Annotated in this window: 14 protein-coding genes and 3 rRNA genes; all 17 read right to left on the bottom strand. The window is 63.7% G+C overall.

Annotation, left to right across the window (positions count from 1 at the left end; translation table 11 throughout):
* Positions 1–131 precede the first annotated feature (131 nt).
* The 17 genes from rrf to LK459_RS20085 all read right to left on the bottom strand — a co-directional run bounded on the left by rrf (position 132) and on the right by LK459_RS20085 (position 24,754).
* Positions 132–248: ribosomal RNA gene (rrf, locus tag LK459_RS20165) — 5S ribosomal RNA — on the bottom strand.
* 109 nt (positions 249–357) lie between these two features.
* Positions 358–3,490: ribosomal RNA gene (locus LK459_RS20160) — 23S ribosomal RNA — on the bottom strand.
* Between the two features lie 403 nt (positions 3,491–3,893).
* A 16S ribosomal RNA gene (locus LK459_RS20155) occupies positions 3,894–5,415 on the bottom strand.
* Together the 16S, 23S and 5S rRNA genes form the textbook arrangement of a ribosomal RNA operon.
* Positions 5,416–5,869: 454 nt before the next feature.
* Entirely contained in the window at positions 5,870–7,171 is a 1,302-nt protein-coding gene (tyrS, locus tag LK459_RS20150) for a tyrosine--tRNA ligase (RefSeq protein WP_227920289.1), read from the bottom strand.
* Positions 7,172–7,240: 69 nt separating this feature from the next.
* Positions 7,241–7,453, bottom strand: a complete 213-nt coding sequence (locus LK459_RS20145) for a Trm112 family protein (RefSeq protein WP_007237047.1) — start codon at positions 7,451–7,453, stop codon at positions 7,241–7,243.
* A gap of 134 nt (positions 7,454–7,587) precedes the next feature.
* Complete coding sequence (locus LK459_RS20140; RefSeq protein ID WP_227920287.1) at positions 7,588–10,674, bottom strand: AMP-binding protein; 3,087 nt, start codon at positions 10,672–10,674, stop codon at positions 7,588–7,590.
* A gap of 154 nt (positions 10,675–10,828) precedes the next feature.
* A complete protein-coding gene (argH, locus tag LK459_RS20135; protein ID WP_227920285.1) occupies positions 10,829–12,268 on the bottom strand; it encodes an argininosuccinate lyase in 1,440 nt (479 codons plus the stop codon).
* Entirely contained in the window at positions 12,261–13,463 is a 1,203-nt protein-coding gene (locus LK459_RS20130; RefSeq protein ID WP_007237044.1) for an argininosuccinate synthase, read from the bottom strand. The genes argH and LK459_RS20130 overlap by 8 nt, the downstream gene beginning before the upstream one ends.
* A gap of 137 nt (positions 13,464–13,600) precedes the next feature.
* Entirely contained in the window at positions 13,601–14,170 is a 570-nt protein-coding gene (locus tag LK459_RS20125) for an arginine repressor (protein ID WP_007237043.1), read from the bottom strand.
* Positions 14,167–15,090: an ornithine carbamoyltransferase gene (gene argF / locus LK459_RS20120; RefSeq protein ID WP_007237042.1), complete on the bottom strand. Its 924-nt coding sequence runs from the start codon at positions 15,088–15,090 to the stop codon at positions 14,167–14,169. The genes LK459_RS20125 and argF overlap by 4 nt, the downstream gene beginning before the upstream one ends.
* Positions 15,087–16,274: an acetylornithine transaminase gene (locus LK459_RS20115; RefSeq protein ID WP_227920283.1), complete on the bottom strand. Its 1,188-nt coding sequence runs from the start codon at positions 16,272–16,274 to the stop codon at positions 15,087–15,089. The genes argF and LK459_RS20115 overlap by 4 nt, the downstream gene beginning before the upstream one ends.
* On the bottom strand, positions 16,271–17,197 hold the full coding sequence (argB, locus tag LK459_RS20110) for an acetylglutamate kinase (RefSeq protein ID WP_227920281.1): 927 nt from the start codon (positions 17,195–17,197) through the stop codon (positions 16,271–16,273). The genes LK459_RS20115 and argB overlap by 4 nt, the downstream gene beginning before the upstream one ends.
* Complete coding sequence (gene argJ, locus LK459_RS20105; RefSeq protein WP_227923907.1) at positions 17,194–18,441, bottom strand: bifunctional glutamate N-acetyltransferase/amino-acid acetyltransferase ArgJ; 1,248 nt, start codon at positions 18,439–18,441, stop codon at positions 17,194–17,196. Before argJ ends, argB begins: the two co-directional genes overlap by 4 nt.
* A gap of 68 nt (positions 18,442–18,509) precedes the next feature.
* Complete coding sequence (argC, locus tag LK459_RS20100; protein ID WP_227920279.1) at positions 18,510–19,547, bottom strand: N-acetyl-gamma-glutamyl-phosphate reductase; 1,038 nt, start codon at positions 19,545–19,547, stop codon at positions 18,510–18,512.
* Positions 19,548–19,669: 122 nt separating this feature from the next.
* Positions 19,670–22,144, bottom strand: a complete 2,475-nt coding sequence (gene pheT / locus LK459_RS20095; RefSeq protein WP_227920277.1) for a phenylalanine--tRNA ligase subunit beta — start codon at positions 22,142–22,144, stop codon at positions 19,670–19,672.
* Between the two features lie 63 nt (positions 22,145–22,207).
* Positions 22,208–23,239, bottom strand: coding sequence for a phenylalanine--tRNA ligase subunit alpha (gene pheS / locus LK459_RS20090; protein ID WP_227923906.1), 1,032 nt, complete (start codon positions 23,237–23,239; stop codon positions 22,208–22,210).
* 135 nt (positions 23,240–23,374) lie between these two features.
* Positions 23,375–24,754 carry an acyltransferase family protein gene (locus tag LK459_RS20085; RefSeq protein WP_227920275.1) on the bottom strand — a complete coding sequence of 460 codons (1,380 nt, stop codon included), beginning with the start codon at positions 24,752–24,754 and terminating at the stop codon, positions 23,375–23,377.
* Positions 24,755–24,765 lie beyond the last annotated feature (11 nt).

Raw genomic sequence — 24,765 nt, 5'->3', positions numbered from 1 at the left:
TAGGCCTTGCGAGACCTGTTGGCGGAATCCGGCAACCAGTCCCGCTTCGCGGAAGTATTGCCGGTGGTTTAAGTGGTGAATGCAGTAATGCCCCGCACCACAGAGGGTGCGGGGCATTACTGGAATGTTGTGCTCGGCGGTGTCCTACTCTCCCACACCGATTAGAGTGCAGTACCATTGGCGCTGGTGGGCTTAGCTTCCGGGTTCGGAATGGGACCGGGCGTTTCCCCACCGCTATAGCCGCCGAAACAATGTGAAACACACACAGACGCGTGTTTGTTTATTTCTTCTGTGTGTTGTTTCAGAAGTGTCATAGTGGATGCGAAACACCTTCACAAGTTTCACGTGTTGGGTGTTGTTGGTAAGTCCTCGGCCGATTAGTACCAGTCACCTGAACCTATTACTAGGCGTACAGTTCTGGCCTATCAACCCCATGGTCTGTAGGGGGCCTTAACCCTTCAAGAGGGTGAGAAACCTCATCTTGGAACAGGCTTCCCGCTTAGATGCTTTCAGCGGTTATCCCTTCCGAACGTAGCTAACCAGCAGTGCTCCTGGCGGAACAACTGGCACACCAGAGGTTCGTCCGTCCCGGTCCTCTCGTACTAGGGACAGGTTTCCTCAAGTTTCTAACGCGCGCGGCGGATAGAGACCGAACTGTCTCACGACGTTCTAAACCCAGCTCGCGTGCCGCTTTAATGGGCGAACAGCCCAACCCTTGGGACCTACTCCAGCCCCAGGATGCGACGAGCCGACATCGAGGTGCCAAACCATCCCGTCGATATGGACTCTTGGGGAAGATCAGCCTGTTATCCCCGGGGTACCTTTTATCCGTTGAGCGACACCACTTCCACACGTTGGTGCCGGATCACTAGTCCCGACTTTCGTCCCTGCTCGACATGTACGTCTCACAGTCAAGCTCCCTTGTGCACTTACACTCAACACCTGATTGCCAACCAGGCTGAGGGAACCTTTGGGCGCCTCCGTTACATTTTAGGAGGCAACCGCCCCAGTTAAACTACCCACCAGGCACTGTCCCTGAACCCGATCAGGGTCCGAGGTTAGAAGTCCAATACGATCAGAGTGGTATTTCAACAATGACTCCATGAACACTGGCGTGCCCACTTCACAGTCTCCCACCTATCCTACACAAACCGAACCGAACACCAATACCAAGCTATAGTGAAGGTCCCGGGGTCTTTTCGTCCTGCCGCGCGTAACGAGCATCTTTACTCGTACTGCAATTTCGCCGAGTCTGTGGTTGAGACAGCAGAGAAGTCGTTACGCCATTCGTGCAGGTCGGAACTTACCCGACAAGGAATTTCGCTACCTTAGGATGGTTATAGTTACCACCGCCGTTTACTGGGGCTTAAATTCTCAGCTTCGCCCCCCGAAGGGAACTAACCGGTCCTCTTAACCTTCCAGCACCGGGCAGGCGTCAGTCCGTATACATCGTCTTACGACTTCGCACGGACCTGTGTTTTTAGTAAACAGTCGCTTCTCTCTGGTCTCTGCGACCCACACCAGCTCAAACAGTAAATGTCGTCACCAGGATGGGTCCCCCTTCTCCCGAAGTTACGGGGGCATTTTGCCGAGTTCCTTAACCACAGTTCTCTCGATCGCCTTAGTATTCTCTACCTGACCACCTGTGTTGGTTTGGGGTACGGGCCGTGTACCAACTCACTAGAGGCTTTTCTCGGCAGCATAGGATCATGGACTTCACCACAACGGTTACGCATCACCTCTCACACATACAGACGACGGATTTGCCTATCGTCAGTGCTACAGGCTTACACCAGGACAACCATCGCCTGGCACCACTACCTTCCTGCGTCACCCCATCGCTTGCCTACTACCAGCCAAGGTCCTGTGCATCACCCCACCCGAGACCCGAAGGCCTTCCTGGGGGATCTGGACAGTTAGTACAACTGATTCAGCATGGGCGCGGATACACGGGTACGGGAATATCAACCCGTTGTCCATCGACTACGCCTGTCGGCCTCGCCTTAGGTCCCGACTCACCCTGGGCGGATTAGCCTGGCCCAGGAACCCTTGGTCATTCGGCGGCAGAGTTTCTCACTCTGCTTTCGCTACTCATGCCTGCATTCTCACTCCCACACCCTCCACACCTGGATCACTCCGGCGCTTCCACGGATGCAGGACGCTCCCCTACCCACCCACACACCTAGCCCACAACCCGTAGATCATGGGCGGGCTTATGTGAGTGCCGCGGCTTCGGCGGTGTACTTGAGCCCCGCTACATTGTCGGCGCAGGATCACTTGACCAGTGAGCTATTACGCACTCTTTCAAGGGTGGCTGCTTCTAAGCCAACCTCCTGGTTGTCTTCGCGACCCCACATCCTTTTCCACTTAGTACACGCTTAGGGGCCTTAGCCGGCGATCTGGGCTGTTTCCCTCTCGACTACGAACCTTATCGCCCGCAGTCTCACTGCCCTGCTCTCACTTACCGGCATTCGGAGTTTGGCTGACGTCAGTAACCTAGTAGGGCCCATCGGCCATCCAGTAGCTCTACCTCCGGTAAGAAACACAGAACGCTGCACCTAAATGCATTTCGGGGAGAACCAGCTATCACGGAGTTTGATTGGCCTTTCACCCCTACCCACAGCTCATCCCCTCCATTTTCAACTGAAGTGGGTTCGGGCCTCCACGACGTCTTACCGACGCTTCACCCTGGCCATGGGTAGATCACTCCGCTTCGGGTCTAGACCCGGCGACTCCACGCCCTATTCAGACTCGCTTTCGCTACGGCTACCCCACACGGGTTAACCTCGCCACCGAGCACTAACTCGCAGGCTCATTCTTCAAAAGGCACGCCATCACCCACCACCCACCAAAGGGTGCACAGGCTTTGACGGATTGTAAGCGTCCGGTTTCAGGTACTATTTCACTCCCCTCCCGGGGTACTTTTCACCTTTCCCTCACGGTACTAGTCCGCTATCGGTCACCAGGAAGTATTCAGGCTTACCGGGTGGTCCCGGCAGATTCACAGCAGATTCCACGAGCCCGCTGCTACTTGGGCACCCATCACGCAAGACCACACATTTTCAGCTACCGGACTCTCACCGTCTACGGCAGACCATTCCAGGCCACTTCACCTAACATGCAGCTTTATCACTCACGCCCCGACAGGTAGATCGGAGAAGATGAACCCCACAACACCACACACACAACCCCTACCCGGTATCACATGCGCATGGTTTAGCCTCCTCCGCTTTCGCTCGCCACTACTCACGGAATCACAATTGTTTTCTCTTCCTATGGGTACTGAGATGTTTCACTTCCCCACGTTCCCCCCACACAGCCTATACATTCAGCTGGTGGTAACACGACATCACTCGTGCTGGGTTTCCCCATTCGGACACCCTCGGATCACAGCTCGTTTGACAACTCCCCGAGGACTATCGCGGCCTACCACGTCCTTCATCGGCTCCTGGTACCAAGGCATCCACCGAACGCCCTAAAACACTTACAACAACACCTACAAACACACCCCACACAAAGCAAGGCACGAATGTAGACACACAAAACTCGAACAAAACACACAACCAAAAAACTTGTATGCATTGCAAAAATAAAGATGCTCGCATCCACTATGCACTTCTCAAACAACACACACCCGTAACCGAAACTCCCTCCGGAGGCCATCACAGCCACCATCAGCAAGACCTTCTGCATCACGGGCACAGAGAAAACTCAGTGTGTTCTCTCAGAACCCCGATAGTGTATTGACAGCATGCCGGCCTCACGACCGACAACAACCAGCAAGACATCCGCGAGTGCGGAGTCTGCTCGGCTTGTCTGATGTTTCACCCGTGAACACACGTTTGCCGTACCACGATCGGGTACAGAAACAAACAGTGTTGTGTGCTCCTTAGAAAGGAGGTGATCCAGCCGCACCTTCCGGTACGGCTACCTTGTTACGACTTCGTCCCAATCGCCGATCCCACCTTCGACAGCTCCCTCCACAAGGGTTAGGCCACCGGCTTCGGGTGTTACCGACTTTCATGACGTGACGGGCGGTGTGTACAAGGCCCGGGAACGTATTCACCGCAGCGTTGCTGATCTGCGATTACTAGCGACTCCGACTTCATGGGGTCGAGTTGCAGACCCCAATCCGAACTGAGACTGGCTTTAAGGGATTCGCTCCACCTCACGGTCTCGCAGCCCTCTGTACCAGCCATTGTAGCATGTGTGAAGCCCTGGACATAAGGGGCATGATGACTTGACGTCATCCCCACCTTCCTCCGAGTTGACCCCGGCAGTCTCCTGCAAGTCCCCGGCATAACCCGCTGGCAATAGAGGACAAGGGTTGCGCTCGTTGCGGGACTTAACCCAACATCTCACGACACGAGCTGACGACAGCCATGCACCACCTGTACACCAACCACAAGGGAACAGCCATCTCTGACTGCGTCTGGTGTATGTCAAACCCAGGTAAGGTTCTTCGCGTTGCATCGAATTAATCCACATGCTCCGCCGCTTGTGCGGGCCCCCGTCAATTCCTTTGAGTTTTAGCCTTGCGGCCGTACTCCCCAGGCGGGGTACTTAATGCGTTAGCTACGGCACGGATTCCGTGAAAAGGAACCCACACCTAGTACCCACCGTTTACGGCGTGGACTACCAGGGTATCTAATCCTGTTCGCTACCCACGCTTTCGCTCCTCAGCGTCAGTTACTACCCAGAGACCCGCCTTCGCCACCGGTGTTCCTCCTGATATCTGCGCATTTCACCGCTACACCAGGAATTCCAGTCTCCCCTGTAGTACTCAAGTCTGCCCGTATCGCCTGCACGCCTGCAGTTAAGCTGCAGAATTTCACAGACGACGCGACAAACCGCCTACGAGCTCTTTACGCCCAGTAATTCCGGACAACGCTTGCACCCTACGTATTACCGCGGCTGCTGGCACGTAGTTGGCCGGTGCTTCTTCTGCTCCTACCGTCACTCGCGCTTCGTCGGAGCTGAAAGAGGTTTACAACCCGAAGGCCGTCATCCCTCACGCGGCGTCGCTGCATCAGGCTTGCGCCCATTGTGCAATATTCCCCACTGCTGCCTCCCGTAGGAGTCTGGGCCGTGTCTCAGTCCCAGTGTGGCCGATCACCCTCTCAGGTCGGCTACCCGTCGTCGCCTTGGTAGGCCATTACCCCACCAACAAGCTGATAGGCCGCGGGCCCATCCCCAACCGCAAAAGCTTTCCACCAAACCCCATGCGAGGAAAAGTGAATATCCGGTATTAGACCCAGTTTCCCAGGCTTATCCCAAAGTCAGGGGCAGATCACCCACGTGTTACTCACCCGTTCGCCACTCGAGTACCCAGCAAGCTGGGCCTTTCCGTTCGACTTGCATGTGTTAAGCACGCCGCCAGCGTTCGTCCTGAGCCAGGATCAAACTCTCCATGAAAACCTATCAAAAACCCACCAACCACACAGGCCAGCAGACTTTCAACACAATCTCAGATCAGAGAGAAAAACCTGACCAAATCAATCCAAAAATCTGGCATCAAAAACTCCGATGCCACTATAAAATATGGCATCAGACTATCCATCAATACACTATCGAGTTCTCAAAGAACACACACCTACCAGCACTACTTCCGATGAGGGGAGCGTTACCAGTAAGCTGGTGTTTCGAAGTGTCGACCCCGTCTCCGGAGCAACTCTTCCAGCGTACCAGACCGGTTTCTCGCTTGCAACCCGTGGTTGCCGGCGTGTTTGCGATCCGGCCCGCAGCGCGTGTTCCAGACTACATGGTCTGGACACTGCATTTCCCCCGGTTCCTGTTGGCCCCGGGGTCTTGCTCGCTGCGGTGCAACAAGAAAGTTACACACGTAGGAACAGGGCGTCAAATCGCCTGGTCAGAGGCTCAAACGCGCGCCACCGAAACTCTTCTTGCCACGGCGGATGACCAACCAACGGCCGTGCAACAGGTCTTCTGAGGTCGGCCGCCACTCGGCGTCGGTGATCTTGACGTTGTTGACGTACGCGCCACCCTCGCTGATGGCCCGTCGCGCTGCTTTGTTGCTCTCGGAGAGTCCGCTGTCTACCAGCAGTTCGATGATCGTCGGCGCGTCGCCGCTGTAATCGGCGACCGTCGTCTCCCCCAGCGCCGCGGCGAGCGTCGACTCGTCGAGCTCGGTCAGCTCGCCGCGACCGAACAAGGCCTGGCTGGCCAGTTCGACGGCGCGGGTGTTCGCAGCCCCGTGGATCAGTGTGGTCATCTCGGCAGCGAGTCGCTTCTGGGCGAGACGCAGATGCGGTGTCTCGCTCGTGGCCCGCTCCAGCTCGGTGATCTCGTCGCGGGAGAGGAAGGTGAACCACTTCAGGTAGCGGACGACGTCGGCGTCGGACGTGTTCACGAAGTACTGGTACCAGGCATATGGGCTGGTGAGCTCCGGATCGAGCCACAGACTGCCGCCGCCGGTGGATTTGCCGAACTTCTTGCCATCCGACGAGGTCACGAGGGGGACCGTCAGCGCATGTACGGTGTCGCCGGTGATCCTGCGGGTCAGGTCGACGCCGCCGACGATGTTTCCCCACTGATCAGATCCGCCGACCTGCAGGCTGCAGCCGTGACGACGATGCAGCTCGAGGTAGTCGTTCGACTGCAGGAGGAGGTAACTGAACTCGGTGTAGCTGATGCCATCGCTCTCGAGGCGTCGCCGTACCGTCTCGCGCGCGAGCATGACGTTGACCGAGAAGTGTTTACCCAGGTCGCGCAGGAACTCGATCGCACTGAGCCCTGCCGTCCACTCCATGTTGTTGACCAATAGGGCACTGTTCTGGCTGTCGTCGAATCGCAGAAAACTTGCCAGCTGGTCACCGATACGTCCTGTCCAGCCACTCACCGTGTCGACGGAGTTCATGGTCCGCTCCCCGACATCGCGCGGATCGCCGATCAACCCGGTCGCACCTCCGGCAAGCGCGATAGGGCGATGACCTGCGAGCTGAAAACGTCGCAGCGTCAACAGCGGCACGAGGTGGCCGGCGTGGAGACTCGAGGCGGTCGGGTCGAACCCGGCGTACACCGTGATCGGGCCGTCATCGACCGCCGTCCGCAGCTCGTCGAGGTCGGTGGATTGTGCAATCAGTCCTCGCCACTGCAGATCGTCGAGAATGTCGAGTCCGGAAATCCGGTCTTCAGAGGTCTCTGTACTCACACATCGATCTTGTCATCCACACGTGCACGAGCGTCGACGACCCGACCCCTGCCGATCGGACCTGACTGATCAACCGGCGGTGAGCCGCTCATGCTCCGCGTCGTCGACCGGCCGCGCTTCGCTGGTCAACATAACCGGAATGCCATCGGCATCGATGCGGTAGGCAACACGCAGGCGGGGGTTGTAGAGTTCGTCGCCCGCATCGAGCAACGGGCCATGATCCTGCGGGCACACCAGGCGTTCACGTACGAGCGGATCCAGTGACTGCGCGCGAGAACCCATCGTGGTGCATACCTCTCTGCGAGAATTCGGTGCGCCGTCCGGGCACCATCGCAAGCCTATCGACGCTCATCGATGTCTTCGGCAGTGGGCAGGCCAAGGCGCTGGCTCAGCCGACCGGCACCGGGTCGCACGGCTCAGCGACTTCCGGTCGCGGCCCCAGTCCCGTCGGTGGTCGCCGCCGAGGACGCGCGTTTCCCCGCGACACGACCGTTCCCGGCCGACGAATGACTCGCCGACCTGACCGAACTCGACGATGCGTCTTTGTCCGGCAACCACTCCAGCCCTGCCGCCGCGGTCGCGGTGAACCGACGATAGCGGCCGTCGGCGTCGCGGTACCAGACCTTCGCACCGGGTTTCGGCACACCGCGCGCGGCGAGCGCGGCCGCCTGCGGGCGGTACGACTCGGACACGGGGATCTCGTCCACGACCCGGACCAGGTGTGGGCGCCGATGCGCGGGCAGCGCCCCCAAACCCAGTCGAAGCTGGGTGACCGTCAGCGAGTCGACGTCGGAGCGCATCGTCACCGCAGCCACGACGATCTGGTGTCCCGGACGTCCGAGCCGGTAGGCGACAGCTTCGTCGACCCCGGGCATACGGGAGAGCAATTGCGCGATCGGCGGCAGGTAGACAGGTCCGTCCGGAGTGTGCGCAACGGTGTCGACCGAACCCATGAACCACAGGTCGTCGTCGGAATCCCGATAAAAAAGATGCCCCGACACCTCCCACCGGTCCTTGGGTGAGAAGACGTCCCTCAGGACGGTCGCGGTCGTGTCGAATCTGTGTCGCGAGCGCGCGAGCAGCAACCCGACCTCGCCCTGCGCGGCTCGCTCCACGAACCCGCTGTCGCCTACCACCAGTCGCTCGGCCTCGACATCGTAGGCGGCGATGGCGACCTCGTTGGTCTCGGGAAGTGCCCGACCCATCGACCCGACCTTGTCGGCCGCGACGTTGGCGAGGATCGCCGAACCATCTGCGGTGGCGAAGAACTCGAGGACACGCGCCCGCGGAAAACGCTCCCCGATCTCGTCCCAGAGACCAGCAGGCAGTCCAGATCCCATGAACAACCGGATGGGGTTGTGCTCATTTAGCTGAGAGTTTTTGTCGTGCAATACTTCTCGAAGCATCGACCACGTGTAGGAGACCACGGTGACGCCATATCGGTGAACCTCCGTCGCGAAGTTCGCCGGATCGACACCTTCGGACAGCGCGATACGGGAACGTCCGACAGCGGTCGCGCCGAGCGTGGTCAACAACCCGGACGCATGATGGAGCGGCGGGATGCAGTACACGGTGTCGCGGTCGGTCAGGCCGGCCGCAGACGCGGCACCGAATGCCGACATCGCGAACCGGTGGTTGGTCACCGGCCAGACTGCGAGCTTGCCGCGCGAACGCGTGAAGAGAATGAACGCGAGATCGCCCGCCAACCCAGGGTCCGGGCGGTACCACGCGGGCATCTCCACGACGTCGGGGTCGATCTGCTCCATGTCGATGATGGTCTGACCGTCGGCGCCGTCGATGTCGCGAGCAGAACCGCTGCCGCCGCCGAGCACGAGGACTCGATCGCTGTGTGCGGTGGCCGTCTCGAGGTGCACGGGGTCGCAGATCACGACGTTTGCGCCGGAGAGTCGGAGCATCTCACCCACATCGCCCTCACCGGCGAGTAGCACGGCCACGGCGCCGAGCCGCGACAAAGCGGCCACCGCGACCAGCGCGCTCGGGCGGGTGTCCATCAACACGCCGATGTGCTCGCCGGGGCGGATTCCGCATTGCACCAAGCCTGCAACGACGTTGTTGATGCGGGTGTCGACCTGCGAGTGGGTCAGTACGCGGTTCTCGAACAGGAAAACCTCGCGGTCGCTGCCCCAGTCGGTGTTCTCGGACATCAGCTTGCCCAGCGAGATACGCGTACCGGACTGGATCTGCCCGAGTCGAAACAGCCGGGGTACGGTTCGAACCGACTCCTGCGCGACTGCGAGGGACGTCCGTTGTACGGCACCAGCCATCTCGAGCAGATCACGCGACGCACCGGCACCCGCATCGGCGACCGAGCCGATGCCGTGCGTGATCCTGGACAGCAGTCCGACCCCGGTGCCCTTCCCCTCGATCGGCGCCTCCATCGGTTCGATCTGCTCGGGTTCGGGTCCGAGCCCTTCCTGCCAGTTGATCCACGCCGCGGTTGTCGGCCACGTGCGTGAACCGGACGTACTTCCCACGACGAGGCCGAAGTGTCCTACCGGTAGCCGTGATTCGTAGACGCGGGCTCGCGGCGCAGCGCGGACGACACCCCGGATCGCGACCGGCTGCCCGATGTCGTCGATCTCTCCCACGAATGCGAGCACAGGTGCCGTGATCTCGGCGAGCGTCACCAGTTCGCCGTTGATCACGAAGCCGCCCGAGACCATGCGATTGTGCGCGACGAACTGACGCAGGAGTTCGGCAACCGCGGGGCCCGACCAGGCGACCCACCCCTCCGCTTCGAGAAAACGACGCTGATCTTCTCGGGGTAGAAGCGCGTCGCGGTCGTGCAGCTGCCGAAGGAAGTCGAGTCGACTCCGTGCCGTCTTCACCGGATCGAGCAACTGGAACCCGAGACGGGCCAACCAACTCGGCACCCACAGATGCGGAAACACCTTGTCGGCGAGGACTTCTGCACCGGGCGCGACCAGCGCTGCGGGAAGACCGAGTGGTAGCGCCGCGAGAACGTCGACGGGACTGCCGAATGTGATCACACTGGCCACGCCACGCGATCGCCGATATGCCGCGGCCTGGTAGGCGAACATCCCGCCCTGCGAGTAGCCGCCCACGTGGACATCTCGCCCGGTGGATTCGATGATCCAGTCGACTGCGCGGCTCACCGCGACCACATGGTCGGCGAGATTGCGTTCCATCCCGCCCTCTTCGTGGTCGGGAGAACCGAAGTCGATCACCCACGGCGTGATGCCGTTGCTATGGAGCACCGAGACCGCACCGTTGTGCTCGGTGACGTCATAGACGTTGGCCGACACCATCATCGGCGGAATGAGCACGATGTTGGGGCCGGTCGCGGGCGTGTCCGGGAAGTAGCGGCGGAGGCGGAACATACGCGTGGTCTCGACCACCGTGAACGGCGCAGGCTCTGTACCGGTCTGCAGACCGCCGTACCTGAGCACCTCCAGTCCGTTCTGTGCGGTGGCGAAAACGCGCTCGGCGAACGCCTTCACATCGGGAATGCCGCTCGCCATCAACCAGCTCCTCCCCCACACCAGATGGTGATGTGCATCACTCTACTTGTCCGGTCCGTTCGCACGGTACACCGCCTGATGCTCAGACGTGCTCACGCGATGATCACAGCGACCATGGTGAGCAGAACATCACAGCGACCATGGCGAACAAGCGTCACAGCGACCACCGGGAACGCAAGGCCGGGATCTCGCGATCGAGCACGTCGAGTTGACGACGCACCTGCGACGGCGCGGTACCGCCGTAGGCATCGCGCGATTCGATGGACCCGCGGACGGTGAGTACCTCGCGCACCTGCGGTGTGAGCGCCGGGTCGATAGAAGCGAAGGTAGCGTCGTCGAGCTCATCGAGCCCGACACCCCGGCTCTCCGCTTCACGCACGCATGCGCCCGCGACCTCGTGGGCCACGCGGAAGGGCACGCCTTGGCGCACAAGCCATTCAGCAATGTCGGTGGCCAGTGTGAATCCTGCCGGCGCGAGCTCGGCCATCCGATCCTCGTGGAATTCCAACGTGGCGACCATGCCGGCGATGGCGGGAAGCAGCAGCTGCAGCTGGGCGACGGCGTCGAACACCGGCTCCTTGTCTTCCTGTAGGTCGCGGTTGTAGGCGAGCGGCTGTGCCTTCAACGTCGCCAGGAGGCCCGTCAGGTCCCCGATCAGTCTGCCCGCTTTGCCGCGGGTGAGCTCGGCGACGTCGGGGTTCTTCTTCTGGGGCATGATCGAGCTACCGGTCGACCAGGCATCGGCGAGCGTCACGTAGCCGAATTCTGCTGTGCTCCAAAGGATCACCTCTTCCGCGAGCCTCGACAGATCGACGGCGATCATCGCGAAGACGAACGACGCCTCAGCCGCGAAGTCGCGAGCCGACGTCGCATCGATCGAGTTCTCGGCTGCAGCAGCGAATCCGAGGTCGGCGGCGATTGCTTCCGGATCGAGGCCGAGTGACGACCCCGCCAACGCGCCGGAGCCGTACGGCGACACCGCTGTTCGACGATCCGCGTCGGCAAGACGGTCGACGTCGCGGATCAGTGGCTGCGCGTGCGCGAGTAGTTGGTGCGCCAGCAGTACGGGTTGCGCGGCCTGCAGGTGCGTCTTGCCGGGCATGACGGCGTCCGGGTGTGCACGCGCCTGAGCAGTCAGCGCCTCGACGACGTCGAGCACACCCGTTGCGACCGAGCGCATCGCAGCACGCAACCACATGCGGAACAGGGTGGCGACCTGGTCGTTTCGCGACCGGCCGGCGCGCAACCTGCCACCGAGTTCGGCTCCGACGCGTTCGATCAGCCCACGCTCGAGTGCGCCGTGCACGTCCTCGTCGGACTCTGCCGCCTCGAAGGTTCCGTCAGCGACATCACTCGCAAGCTGGTCGAGACCGGAGAGCATGGCAGCCAGATCGTCGTCGGAGAGCAGACCGGCACGGTTCAGTACACGCGCATGGGCCTTCGACGCCTGGATGTCGAACGGTGCGAGCACCCAGTCGAATTGTGTCGACTTGCTCAGCGCCGCCATTGCATCGGCCGGACCCGACGCGAAACGACCACCCCAGAGCGATCCCTGGTTGGTGGTGCCGGGAGCGCCGCCGCCCTGATCACTCACTGAGGAGGTCCCGCTTCGCGGCGATCTTCGACGAGAGTCCGTGCAGTTCCACGAATCCGCGTGCAGCGGACTGGTCGAAGCTGTCGCCCTCGTCGTAGGTGGCGAGGTTGAAGTCGTACAGCGACTCACCGCTGCGGCGGCCGTTCACGGAGATGTGGCCGCCGTGCAGGACGAGTCGGATCTCACCGGAGACGTGCTCCTGCGTGGAGTCGACGAAGGTGTCGAGCGAGCGCTTCAACGGCGAGAACCAGAGACCGTCGTACACCAGCTCGGCCCACTTCTGATCGGTGCGCCGCTTGAACCGACCGAGTTCACGTTCGAGGGTGACGTGCTCGAGCTCTTCGTGGGCGGTGATCAGCACCATCGCGCCGGGAGCCTCGTAGATCTCCCGACTCTTGATTCCGACAAGGCGGTCCTCGACGACATCGAGACGACCGACGCCCTGAGCGCCCGCGCGACGGTTGAGTTCCTCGATCGCACCGAGCACACTCACCGGTCGCCCGTCGATCGCGATCGGACGTCCCTTGTCGAAGGTGATGATGACCTCGTCGGGGGAATTCCAGTTGACCGTCGGATCCTCGGTGTAGCTGTAGACATCCTTGGTCGGCGCGTTCCACAGATCTTCGAGGAAGCCGGTCTCGACTGCGCGGCCCCAGACGTTCTGGTCGATCGAGAACGGCGACTTCTTGGTCACGTTGATCGGGATGTCGTTCTCCTCGGCGAAGGAGATCGCCTTCTCGCGTGTCCACGCGTAGTCGCGCACCGGCGCGATGACCTGGAGATCGGGTGCCAACGAGGCGAAACCGACCTCGAAACGGACCTGGTCGTTGCCTTTACCCGTGCAGCCGTGCGCGACGACGGTGCCGCCGTGATCGCGTGCGGCGGTGACGAGATGCTTGGCGATCAATGGTCGCGACAGGGCCGACACCAGCGGGTAGCGGTCCATGTAGAGGGCGTTCGAGGTGATCGCGGGCAGGCAGTAGTCGTCGGCGAACTCGTCGCGCGCGTCGACGAGAACAGCCTCGACGGCGCCGCAGTCGAGCGCGCGCTGGCGAACGACCTCCATGTCCTCGCCGCCCTGTCCGAGGTCGAGCGCCACGGCGACGACCTCCTTACCGGTCTCCTTGCCGATCCAGCTGATAGCGACCGAGGTGTCGAGGCCGCCGGAGTATGCAAGTACGACGCGTTCCGCCATGGTGGTGTGTGCTCCTATGTCGTGGATTCGACATCCATCATCGGATGTCGTGCCCGATGCGATCGGGCTGGGGTCTGGTTGTCGGTCGGGATACGGGCCTCACGGGCGTCGCTCACCGGTGTTCACCGGAGCGGGCGTCACACGAGACCCTCGATTCGTCGTGCGAGTTCTGCACCGTCGATGGGTGCGCGCGCGCACACGAAGATCGTGTCGTCGCCCGCGATCGTGCCGACGACGTCGGGAAGACTGGCACGATCGATCGCGCTGGCGAGATAGTGCGCCGCCCCGGGTGGGGTACGTAGGACTGCGAGATTGCCACTGGCGTCGGTCGACACCAGCAGGTCGCTGAGTAGCCGGGACAGTCGTGCAGTGCCCCCGAAGACCCCGCGGACGGGGGCTCCGTCCTCGGGGACGACGTAGACGCCGACACCGCCATCGGCCGCGCGCAGCTTGACGGCGCCCAGTTCGTCGAGGTCACGGGACAACGTGGCCTGCGTGGCGTCGACTCCCCTGTCGGCGAGCAGTTGTTGCAGTTCCGACTGCGATCTGACCTGATGCGACCCGAGGACCTCGACGATGAGCGCGTGCCGGCCGGCGCGGGTGCTCGCGAGGCGGGTGTCCGACTGGTCACCGGACCGGCCACCGGTGTCCGCGTCATCGACCACTTGGGTCTGCTTGTGGGTGGAGATCTGCCTTTCGGTGGTCATTGTTTCCCCAACAACCAGATGAGCAGCGCCTTCTGTGCGTGCAGGCGGTTCTCTGCCTCGTCGAACACGGCGCTGGCCGGACCGTCGATGACCTCGTCGGTGATCTCGTCACCGCGATGGGCGGGCAGACAGTGCAAGACGAGCGGATCCGCCGCGGCGACCGACAGCAATTCGGAGTTGATCTGATACGGCCGGAACGGTGCTCGACGATCCTTGCCGTCGTCCTCCTGTCCCATCGAGACCCAGGTGTCGGTGACCAGCACGTCGGCGCCCTGCGACGCGGTCTGCGGGTCGGCGTCGAGACGGACCGATCCGCCGGTCATGGCTGCGCGCTTCTCCGCGTCGGCGATGACCTCGGGATCTGGTGCGAAGCCGTCGGGCGCGCTGATCGTGACGTGCATGCCCGCCGTCACCCCGCCGAGTGCCAACGAGTGCGCCATGTTGTTCGCACCGTCGCCGAGATAGGTCATCTTCAGTCCCGCGGTGCGACCCTTCCGTTCGACGATGGTCTGCAGGTCGGCGAGCACCTGGCACGGATGGAACAGGTCCGAGAGAGCGTTGACGATCGGGATCGTCGCTGTCGAGGCCATCGCTTCGAGGCGCTCCTGCCCGAACGTCCGCCACACCACTGCCTCGACGAACCGCGACAGCACGCGACCGGTGTCCTCGAGCGACTCGTCACGACCGAGCTGCGTCGTGCGTCCGTCGACGACGACGGCGTGACCACCCATTTGCGCGATACCCATCTCGAAGGAGAAACGCGTCCTGGTGGAGTTCTTGTCGAAGATCACGCCCACTCCGCGCGGCCCGTCGAGGGGCCGGTAGGCGAACGGTTGGCGTTTCACCTCGGCGGCGAGGTCGAGTACCTCGGCCTGCTCCTCGGGGGTGAGGTCGTCGTCACGGAGGAAATGGCGTGTCACTGTGCACTGCTCTCGTCGGTTGCGGCGTCGAGGATCTCGGGTAGTACGTCCACGAAATCGCGGGCCTGGTCCTCGGTGATGATGAGTGGCGGCGCCAATCTCAAAACGTCAGGTGCGGGCGCGTTGATCAGGAAGCCCTTGTCCCGGGCGCTCGCCTCGACCTTCGCCGAGATCGGCGCGGTCAATACGACGCCGAGCAACAGACCCGATCCACGAACGTGGGAGATGAGCGGATGGTCGAGGTCTTCGATGCCCGTGGCTATCGATTTGCCTACCGCGGCAACGTGTTCGACGAGGTCGTCACGATCGAGCGTGTCGAGAACCGCGAGCGCTGCTGCCGCCGACACCGGATTGCCACCGAACGTCGTACCGTGTTGTCCCGCTGTGAACAGGTCCGCTGCCTGACCGGTGGCGATACACGCCCCGATGGGCAGTCCGCCGCCAAGTCCCTTGGCGAGCGTCATGACGTCGGGAACCACCCCGGCAGCCTGATGCGCGAAAAACGTTCCGGTCCGGCCGATTCCGGTCTGTACCTCGTCGAGGATGAGCAGTGCACCGTGTTCGGCGGTGAGAGTGCGGGCGTGCGCGAGGTAGTCGGCCGGCGGAACGACCACCCCGGCCTCGCCGAGTATCGGCTCGAGGATGACCGCTGCGGTCTGCGATGACACCGCGGCGGTGAGCGCGTCGAGGTCGCCGTACGGCACGAAGTCGACGCCCGCGGGCATCGGCTCGAACGGTTCGCGCTTGCCGGGCTGCCCCGTCATCGCCAGCGCGCCCATCGTGCGACCGTGGAACGCCTTCTCCGCAGCGACGATCTGTGGCCGCCCGGTGCGCCTGGCGAGTTTGAACGCCGCCTCATTGGCCTCGGTACCCGAGTTGCAGAAGAACACCCGCCCGGGCTGCCCGAACTTGTCCAACAGCCGTTCCGCCAACTCGACCACGCGCGGATTGATGTACAGGTTCGACACATGGCCCAGGGTCTCGAGCTGCTCGGTCACGGCGGCGACGATTGCGGGATGCGCATGTCCCAACGCGTTGACCGCGATACCGCCGAGCAGGTCGAGGTAGCGGTTGCCGTCGGCATCCCAGACGTAGGCGCCATCACCTCTGGTGAGCGCGAGGGGCGGCGTGCCGTAGTTCTTCATGAGGGCGGTCGACCACCGCTGCTGCCATGGTCCGGTCATGAGTGTGACGCTCCATCTATCGTTGTGGGAGAGAGACTTTCGGGTGCGACAACCGTCGTTCCCGCACGTGCCCCGGTCAGCAGTTCAGCCAACACGGCGTGCGGCACACGGCCGTCGATGACGTGGGCACGGCCCACTCCACCGTCGACGGCGCGTAGGCACGCCTCCATCTTGGGAACCATGCCGGAGTCGAGGCTCGGGAGCAGTTCGGCCAGGGCGTCGGTGGAGATCTGCGACACGAGTGAGGAACGGTCAGGCCAGTCGGTGTAGAGGCCTTCGACGTCGGTGAGCATCACCAGTCGGTTCGCGCCCAGCGCCTCGGCGAGCGCTCCCGCGGCCGTGTCGGCGTTGATGTTGTGGACGACGCCGTCGCGGTCGGGCGCGATCGTCGAGACGACCGGGATACGCCCCGCGCCGACGAGATCGAGGACAGCGGAGGTGTTGACCGAGGTGATGTCGCCGACCAGACCGATGTCGGTCGCGACCCCGTCGACGAGCACCGTGCGCCGCGTTGCCGTGAACAGATGGGCGTCCTCGCCGGTGAGGCCCACGGCATACGGGCCGTGCGCGTTGATCAGTCCAACGAGTTCGCGGCCGACCTGACCGAACAGAACCATCCGGGCGACATCCATCACCTCGGGTGTGGTCACCCGGAAGCCTCCACGGAACTCGCCGGACAGTCCGAGACGGGACAACATGGCCGAGATCTGCGGTCCCCCACCGTGAACCACGATCGGGTGCATTCCGCACGCTCGGAGATAGACGATGTCGGCGGCGAAGGCTCGTTTGAGTTCGTCGTCGATCATCGCGTTGCCGCCGTACTTCACGACGACGGTGGCACCGTGCATCGCCTGCAGGGCAGGCAGCGACTCGGCGAGGATTGCGGCTCTCTCGATACCGCCGATCGAGTGTGTCGACGTCATGAGGAATACGCCGAGTTCTCTTCGACATAGGCGTGCGAGAGATCGGTGGTTCGAATGCTCCCGCTCTCGACGCCGAGTCCGAGGTCGACGAGGACGGCGACCTCGGGGCCGGAGAGGTCGACGTCGCGCGCACCGTCGACACCGGTTCCGTTGACGCACACGGCTTGGCCGTTGAACGACACAGCGATCCGATCAGGGTCGATGGTGACCGGCGCGATCCCCGCTGCGGCGAGCACTCGTCCCCAGTTGGCGTCGGAGCCGAAAAGTGCTGTCTTGACGAGGCTGTCACGCGCAATGGTCCGAGCGACGGCTATCGCGTCGTCCTCGGTCGCGGCACCGGTCACCGTGATGACGATGCGTTTGGTGACACCCTCGGCGTCGGCCATCAACTGAGCGGCGAGATCGTCGCAGACGGCGAGCACCGCGGCGTCGAGTTCTGTCTGGTCGACGGGGATCTGGCTGGCGCCGGAGCTGAGTAACAGCACCGTGTCGTTCGTCGACGTCGAACCGTCGATGTCGAGTCTGTCGAACGTCTTCGACGTCGCGCGCCGCAGGGCGAGGTCGAGTTGCTCGGCGCTGGCACGCGCATCCGTGGTGAGGACGCAGAGCATCGTCGCCAGTGAAGGCGCCATCATGCCCGCACCCTTCGCCATACCCCCGATGTTCCAGCCCTGAGGGTGGTGGAGCGCAACCTGTTTGGGCACGGTGTCGGTCGTCATGATCGCGTAGGCGGCGTCGGTGCCGCCCGACAAACCGCCGCCCATGTCCTGCACGATCTCGACGACACCCGCACGGATCTTGTCCATCGGCAGGCGGTCGCCGATGAGCCCGGTCGAGCACACCGCGACCTCCACCGCTCCGGTTTCGGTTCCCCAGTTGCTCAGCGCCTCCGCGACAGCCTCCGCCGTCGTGTGCGTGTCCTGGAAACCGAGCGGGCCGGTGCAGGCATTGGCGCCTCCGGAATTGAGGATGACCGCACGCAGACGGCCGGTGGTGAGAACCTGCTTGCTCCAGAGCACCGGAGCCGCCTTGACCTGGTTGCGGGTGAAGACGCCCGCCGCCGCGTAGTCGGGTCCCTCGTTGAAGACCAGCGCGAGGTCGGCAGCCCCAGATGCCTTGATACCGGCGGCGATTCCGGCAGCCCGGAATCCGAGCGGCGCCGTCACACCCTGATTGCGGACGAGTCGCGGCCCCGTTGCGGGCGCGCCACCTGTGATCCGGTCGTCTGTGTCGGCTGAAGTGATGTCGGCGGAAGTGGTGCCGGCCGACTCGTCGTTGGTCGAGTTGCTGTTCGTCGACTTGCTGTTCGTGCTCACGGTGCGACTCCCACGGTGCTCAGTCCTTCGGCCTCGTCCCAGTCGAGTGCGAGATTCATCGACTGGACCGCTGCGCCGCCGGTGCCCTTGGCGAGGTTGTCGATCGCGCCGACTGCAACGAGCGTGCCCGCTCGCTCATCGACGGTGACAGCGAGCTGCACGGCATTCGAGCCCATCACCGAACCCGTCGCCGGGAGCCGACCCTCGGGCAGCAGGTAGACGAATTGTTCGTCTGCGTATGCCTTCTCGTACACCGCGCGAACATCCGCGGCTGATGCGGTGGTGCGTGCCGTGCAGGTCGCGAGAATCCCGCGCGACATCGGGACGAGGACCGGCGTGAACGACACCGACACCGGCTGGTCGGCCGCCGCCGACAGTGCCTGTGCGATCTCCGGGGTGTGTCGATGCGACCCACCGACGCCGTAAGCGCGGGCAGAACCGATGACTTCCGATGCGAGCAGGTCGACCTTGGGTGCCCGTCCGGCGCCCGACGTCCCGCTCACCGCGACAACGGTCACGTGAGGCTCGACCAGGCCAGCGGCCAGTGCGGGAAGAAGCGACAGAATCGAGACCGTCGGATAGCACCCGGGCACCGCGATCCGGCTCGCATTCCGCAGGACCTCACGGTTGCCAGGGATCTCGGGGAGTCCGTACGGCCAGGTGCCGGCATGGTCACCGCCGTAATAGGCGACCCAGTCCTCGGCGTCGCGAAGCCTGAAGTCGGCACCGCAGTCGATGATCAGCGTGGTCGGCGGGAGCGCATCGGCGATCTGTGCCGACGTTCCGTGTGGCAGCGCGAGGAACACGACGTCGTGACCGGCGAGAACCGCGGGCGTTGTCTCCTCGAGTTCACGCTCGGCCAGCGGCAACAGGTTGGGGTGATGCGCTCCGAGGAGCGTTCCCGCATTGCCACCCGCGGTCAACGAACCGATCTCCAGGTCGCCCGACCGGAGGCGGGGATGCCCGCACAACAGTCGGAGCACCTCTCCACCCGCATAGCCACTCGCGCCGGCCACTGCCACCCTGATCGTCATACACATCATTATGCATGGCGGCGCAAATCAATACAGCACGGACCCACCAGGGGTCGCGCGCGACAACCATCCACATCGTCGCACGCGACGGGGCACGCCGCAGCGCCGTCGAGCGGCGCCGCTCAGCGCAGACGCGCGCCGACCACCTCCGACGCCCGAGCAACCGCCGCCAACTTCGCCTCGGTCGCCTCGTCCTCGGTGAGGGTCCTGTCGTCGGCCCGGAAGGTCAGCGCGAACGTCAAGGACTTGTTGCCGTCGCCGACCTGCGCGCCCGTGAACACGTCGAAGAGCTCTATCGAGTCGAGGAGCTCGCCGGCGCCCTCGCGAAGCAGTGCCTCGACGTCGGCAGCGGGCACCTCGTCGGAGACCACCACTGCGACGTCCTGCAATACGGCCGGGAACACCGAGATGTGCGGCGCCGGCAGTGCGACGTCGAGCGGTAGCGCATCGACGTCGATCTCCACGGCGCATGTCCGCTTGGGTAGACCGGCTCGCTCGAGCACAGCCGGATGCAGCTCGCCTGCGTGCCCCACGACTCGCCCGTCGACGACGACCGCCGCACAGCGCCCGGGATGCCACGGGGCATAGGCGTCGGAGACCAGCGTGACCTCGACACCCGAGGCGGTACCGATCTCGCGGGCAGCCTCGAAGGCGTCTAGGTAGTCGGCGCGACGGCCGGGACCCCACGGGCCGGCGGGGTCGCGCACACCTGTCAGCGCGACAGCCACGTGCAGCGGCTGAACCGGAAGCGAATCGTCGAGCTCGGCGATCTGTTCGTCTGTCGGACGTCTGGTGACATCCAACTCGGCGACCGGGCGCATCTGCTCGGTCGCGAGGACCACCTGGCCGACGGTGTAGAGCGAGAGATCCCGTTGACCGCGGGCGATGTTGCGGCCCACCATTTCCAACAGTCCCGGCAACAGAGTGGTGTTCAGCTCCGGCCGGTCGGACTCGAGCGGGTTGAGCACCTTCACCGTCCGGCGGCGCGGGTCGTCGGACGGCAGGTCCCAGAGGTCGAGAACGCCCGCAGGCATGAACGGGAAGGGCAGAACCTCGACGTAGCCGTCGAGTGCGAGCGTGCGTCCGATGCTGCGCCGCCGACGTTGGCTCGGCGTCAGCCCACGTCCGCCCGGAGCCGACGGGAGAACGGCCGGAATGTCTTCGAGGCCTTCGAGTCGCAAGACTTCTTCGACGAGGTCGGCGCGCTGACGCAGATCCGGTCGCCACGACGGAGGCGTGACGGTCAGCGGGTCGGTGCCGGTGACCGTGCACCCGACCTCGACCAGCCGGGCGGCTGTGGTGCCCTCCGGGTAGGTCACGCCTGCGGTGCGATCGGGCTCGTCGGCGGCGATGACGATCGGAGCGATCTCCGCGACCGCGATCCGCTCCTCGGAGAGTGGCGACGCAGCCGCGCCACCGGCGAGCTCGACGATCAGCCCCGTTCCACGATCAGAAGCGGCAGCGGTGATCTCGGGATCGACGATGCGCTCGAACCTCTTGCTCGCCTCGGAGGTGAGTTTGTGCCGCTTACCCGTCCGGAACACGCGCACCTGGTCGAAGGTCGCCGATTCGAGCAGGACACGAGTCGTCGTCGGACCGACCTCGGTGCTCTCGCCACCCATGACTCCGGCAAGTGCGATGGGCCCGCTGTCGTCGGCGATGACGACGTCCTCGGGGTCGAGGTCGCGGGCGACCCCGTCGAGGGTTGTCAGCTTCTCCCCTGCCCGCGCGTTGCGCACGACGATCGTTCCGGACACCTTGTCGGCGTCGAACGCGTGGAGAGGCTGTCCGAGTTCGAGCATCACGTAGTTGGTGACGTCGACGATCGCTGAGATCGGGCGAACCCCGGCGACCATGAGCCGCTTCTGCATCCACCACGGCGACACCGCCGTCGGATCGACCCCGTCGATCAGGCGTGCGGTGTACCTGGTTGCGCCCGAATCCTTGTCGATCGCCACCGGCCACGGCTGCCCTCCCGAGACCGCGACAGTGGCGACCGAGGTTCCCGGGTCGACGAAGGGCAGGGCGAAGCTGCTCGCCAATTCGCGACCGAGGCCTCGGATGGAGAATGCGTATCCACGGTCGGGGGTGACGTTGACGTCGATCGCGGCGTCGTCGAGTCCGAGCACGGCACGAGCGTCGGCACCCGGCTCGGCGGTGCCAGGAGCCAGCACGAGAATGCCGCTGTGGTCGGTGCCGATTCCCAACTCGGACACCGAGCAGATCATGCCGTCGGAGATGTGCCCGTAGGTCTTGCGCGAGGCGATTTCGAACGGGCCCGGCAGTACGGTGCCGGGAAGCGCAGCGACGATGAGGTCACCCTCGGCGAAGTTTCTTGCCCCACAGACGATTCCGCGGGGCTCGGACTCGCCCACGTCGACCTGGCAGAAACGAATCGGCTTCTTGAACCCGGTCAGCTCCTCGATGTGGTCGACATGCCCGATCACCAGCGGTCCGGTGATCACTGGGAACGGGTCGATGTCTTCGATCTCGAAGCCGACGCGGACGAAAGCCGCATCGATCTCCTCCGCACTGGCCGACCAGTTCGGGTCTGACGCCCGGAGGACCTCGGTGTACCAGGACTGCGGTGCACGCATCGGTCAATCAACTTCTTTCATGGGATCGAATCACGGGAAGGACGTGTGGCGACGGGGGTGAGTTCAGGCCGCGGGGCCGAAGGGAAGGGTGAAGCGGACGTCACCTTCGACCATGTCGCGCATGTCGGTGATGTCGTTTCGGAACTGAAGTGTGCGCTCGAGACCCATCCCGAACGCGAACCCCGAGTACACGTCCGGATCGATTCCACTGGCGCGCAACACGTTCGGGTTGACCATTCCGCACCCGCCCCACTCGACCCAGCCCGCACCGCCTTTCTTGGCGGGGAACCAGACGTCGACCTCGGCCGAGGGCTCGGTGAACGGGAAGTAGCTGGCGCGCATACGCGTCGTGGTCTCCGGCCCGAACAGTGCCCGGGCAAACGCTTCGAGCGTGCCGCGGAGGTTGGCCATCGTCAGACCCTTGTCGACGGCGAGTCCCTCGATCTGGTGGAACACCGGCGTGTGCGTGGCGTCGAGTTCGTCGGTGCGGAAAGTGCGCCCGGGGCAGGCCACATAGATCGGCAGATCCCGCGACAGCATCGAGCGCACCTGGACTGGAGAGGTGTGCGTGCGCAGCACCTGACGTGAACCCTCGGGCGCAATGTAGAAGGTGTCCTGCATCGACCGTGCCGGATGGTCGGGTAGGAAGTTCAGTGCGTCGAAGTTGTAGTGCTCGCTCTCGACCTCGGGCCCCTCTGCGATCTCCCACCCCATGCCGACGAAGACATCGGCGACTTGCTCGGAGATCACCGTGATGGGATGTCGTGCACCGGCCGGGCGACGTCGACTCGGCAGCGTGACATCGACGGATTCCGAGACGAGCACCGCGGCATCGCGCTCTGCCTGCAGTGTCGCCGTGCGGCTCTCCAGGTCGGCGTTGACCCGGCCCCGCACCTCGTTGACCAGCTTGCCCGCCGCCGACCGTTGGTCCTTGGGTAGCGAGCCGAGGGCTCGGCGGGCCAACGCGATCGGCGAACGGTCACCGAGGTGTGCGGTCTTGGCGGCCGCGAGGGCGTCGAGGTCGGCAGCCGCGGCGAATGCCGTCGTCGCTGCGGCGGCGGCAGCGTCGAGTTCCTGAGGTTCCGGGAAACGCAACTCCGCGTTGTCCCGGTCGTCGTTTCCCTGGTCTGTGTTCCGGGGACCTGGGGTTGATGCTGCCACGGGCGACGAACTCCTCGATCGGGTGTGTGTCGGGTCTGTCGACCACGTCACCGACCACAACGGCGCCGGTCAGTGCACGTGATGACTGCGATCAAGGGTAGTCGACCGACTCACCGCAGCGACTGCCCGGGCACCGGCCGCCGCACAGATCCCCGACGCCAGCCACCCCCACTCTTCGACGATCCCACCGCGGGCGACGAGGAGTGTCGACACCGCGACCACCGCGAGCAGCACGAGCACGGCCACGTCGCGGCATGTCGTGGTGGCACGTGCCAGAGGCTCGTCCCACCAGGGCAGCCGGCGATTCTCGAGAACCGAGAGGACACCGGTCACCGGGACCATCGCTGCGAGCAGCAGCATTGTGGTGACCACAACGGTCGGCCAGAACAAGGCCGACTGCGGATCTCGCGTGAAGCCGCACAGGTGAGCGACACCGATGATGGCGCCGAGTACGGGCAGATGCCACAGGTACAGCGTCATCGCGCCGCGGTTGCCGAGTGCGACCCACCACCAGACGCGTGGGTGAGCGACGACGCGTGCGAGCGGTGTGCGCAACACGATCGCGAATGCACACAGGACCACGGTGTGTCCGGCCAGTAGCAGGCTCGGCGGACTCATGTTCGACAGATGCTGGCCCGGCACGGTCACCAACGACATCTCGTAGGGGCCGAGGCTGACCAGCAGGATGTCGATGATCAGCGCGACGAGTCCGAGCACCGCCGCTTCGAAGCGCGTGAACAGACGCTTCGCGTAGGCGACGCCCAGGATTGCCGGGATGATCCAGACACTCAGGAAGTTGACGTAGCCGAGGCCCGACGCGCCGACGGCCAGCCGTGTGACGTCGACGCCGGCGGTCACCGTCCAAGTGACAGCGGTTGCGACGAGGACGGCTCGTCGTGACGACAGGCGTTGCAGCGCAGGTACGGCCGCAAGAACCAGAACATAGGCGCCGAGGAACCACAGCAACTGCACGCCGAGATGAGCGACGACGTCAGCGACCGCGGATGCGCCGATCGATGTACAGACCGCGTATGCGGTGAGCACAGTTGCCAGGTACCACGCAACCGGGCGGAACAGTCGTTGTGCCCGGCACAGCAGCCACTGTCCAGGTGACGAATCGGGTCGCCAGCCATACGTCGACGCAGCGGCGCCGGCAAAGAAGAACAGCGGAAGGATCTGCAGGAGCCACGTCATCGGTTGCAGGATCGGGACGTCGGAGAGTGTGTTGCCCAACGTGACTCGACCGTCGTGGACCGAGACGGTGAGCATCAGCGAGTGGCCTGCGATGACGACGATCAGTGAGGTCAGTCGGATCAGGTCGACGACGCGGTCGCGGTTGCCGGTGATGGCGTCGAGTTCGGCGGGCGAAGGCCTCTGTGTGGAAGCCGACCTGGCGCGGCGAACCGACGGTCGGGACGGCACAGGTATCGGGGAAGAGTGTTCACGCACTCCGACGAGTC

The sequence above is a fragment of the Gordonia otitidis genome (assembly GCF_020735545.1).
Classification (GTDB): Bacteria; Actinomycetota; Actinomycetes; order Mycobacteriales; family Mycobacteriaceae; genus Gordonia; species Gordonia otitidis.
Note: the sequence above shows the minus strand (reverse complement) of the source record. Positions and strands in the feature narration are given on the sequence as shown.

What these genes read in the sequence shown, in the direction of transcription:
- LK459_RS20125 (WP_007237043.1), bottom strand. Translation starts at nt 14,170, where the DNA reads ATGACCACCGAAAGGCAGATCTCCACCCACAAGCAGACCCAAGTGGTC.
- LK459_RS20130 (WP_007237044.1), bottom strand. Translation starts at nt 13,463, where the DNA reads ATGGCGGAACGCGTCGTACTTGCATACTCCGGCGGCCTCGACACCTCG.
- pheT (WP_227920277.1), bottom strand. Translation starts at nt 22,144, where the DNA reads ATGCGTGCACCGCAGTCCTGGTACACCGAGGTCCTCCGGGCGTCAGAC.
- LK459_RS20115 (WP_227920283.1), bottom strand. Translation starts at nt 16,274, where the DNA reads ATGACCGGACCATGGCAGCAGCGGTGGTCGACCGCCCTCATGAAGAAC.
- argB (WP_227920281.1), bottom strand. Translation starts at nt 17,197, where the DNA reads ATGACGTCGACACACTCGATCGGCGGTATCGAGAGAGCCGCAATCCTC.
- LK459_RS20145 (WP_007237047.1), bottom strand. Translation starts at nt 7,453, where the DNA reads ATGGGTTCTCGCGCGCAGTCACTGGATCCGCTCGTACGTGAACGCCTG.
- argC (WP_227920279.1), bottom strand. Translation starts at nt 19,547, where the DNA reads ATGACGATCAGGGTGGCAGTGGCCGGCGCGAGTGGCTATGCGGGTGGA.
- LK459_RS20140 (WP_227920287.1), bottom strand. Translation starts at nt 10,674, where the DNA reads ATGGCGAGCGGCATTCCCGATGTGAAGGCGTTCGCCGAGCGCGTTTTC.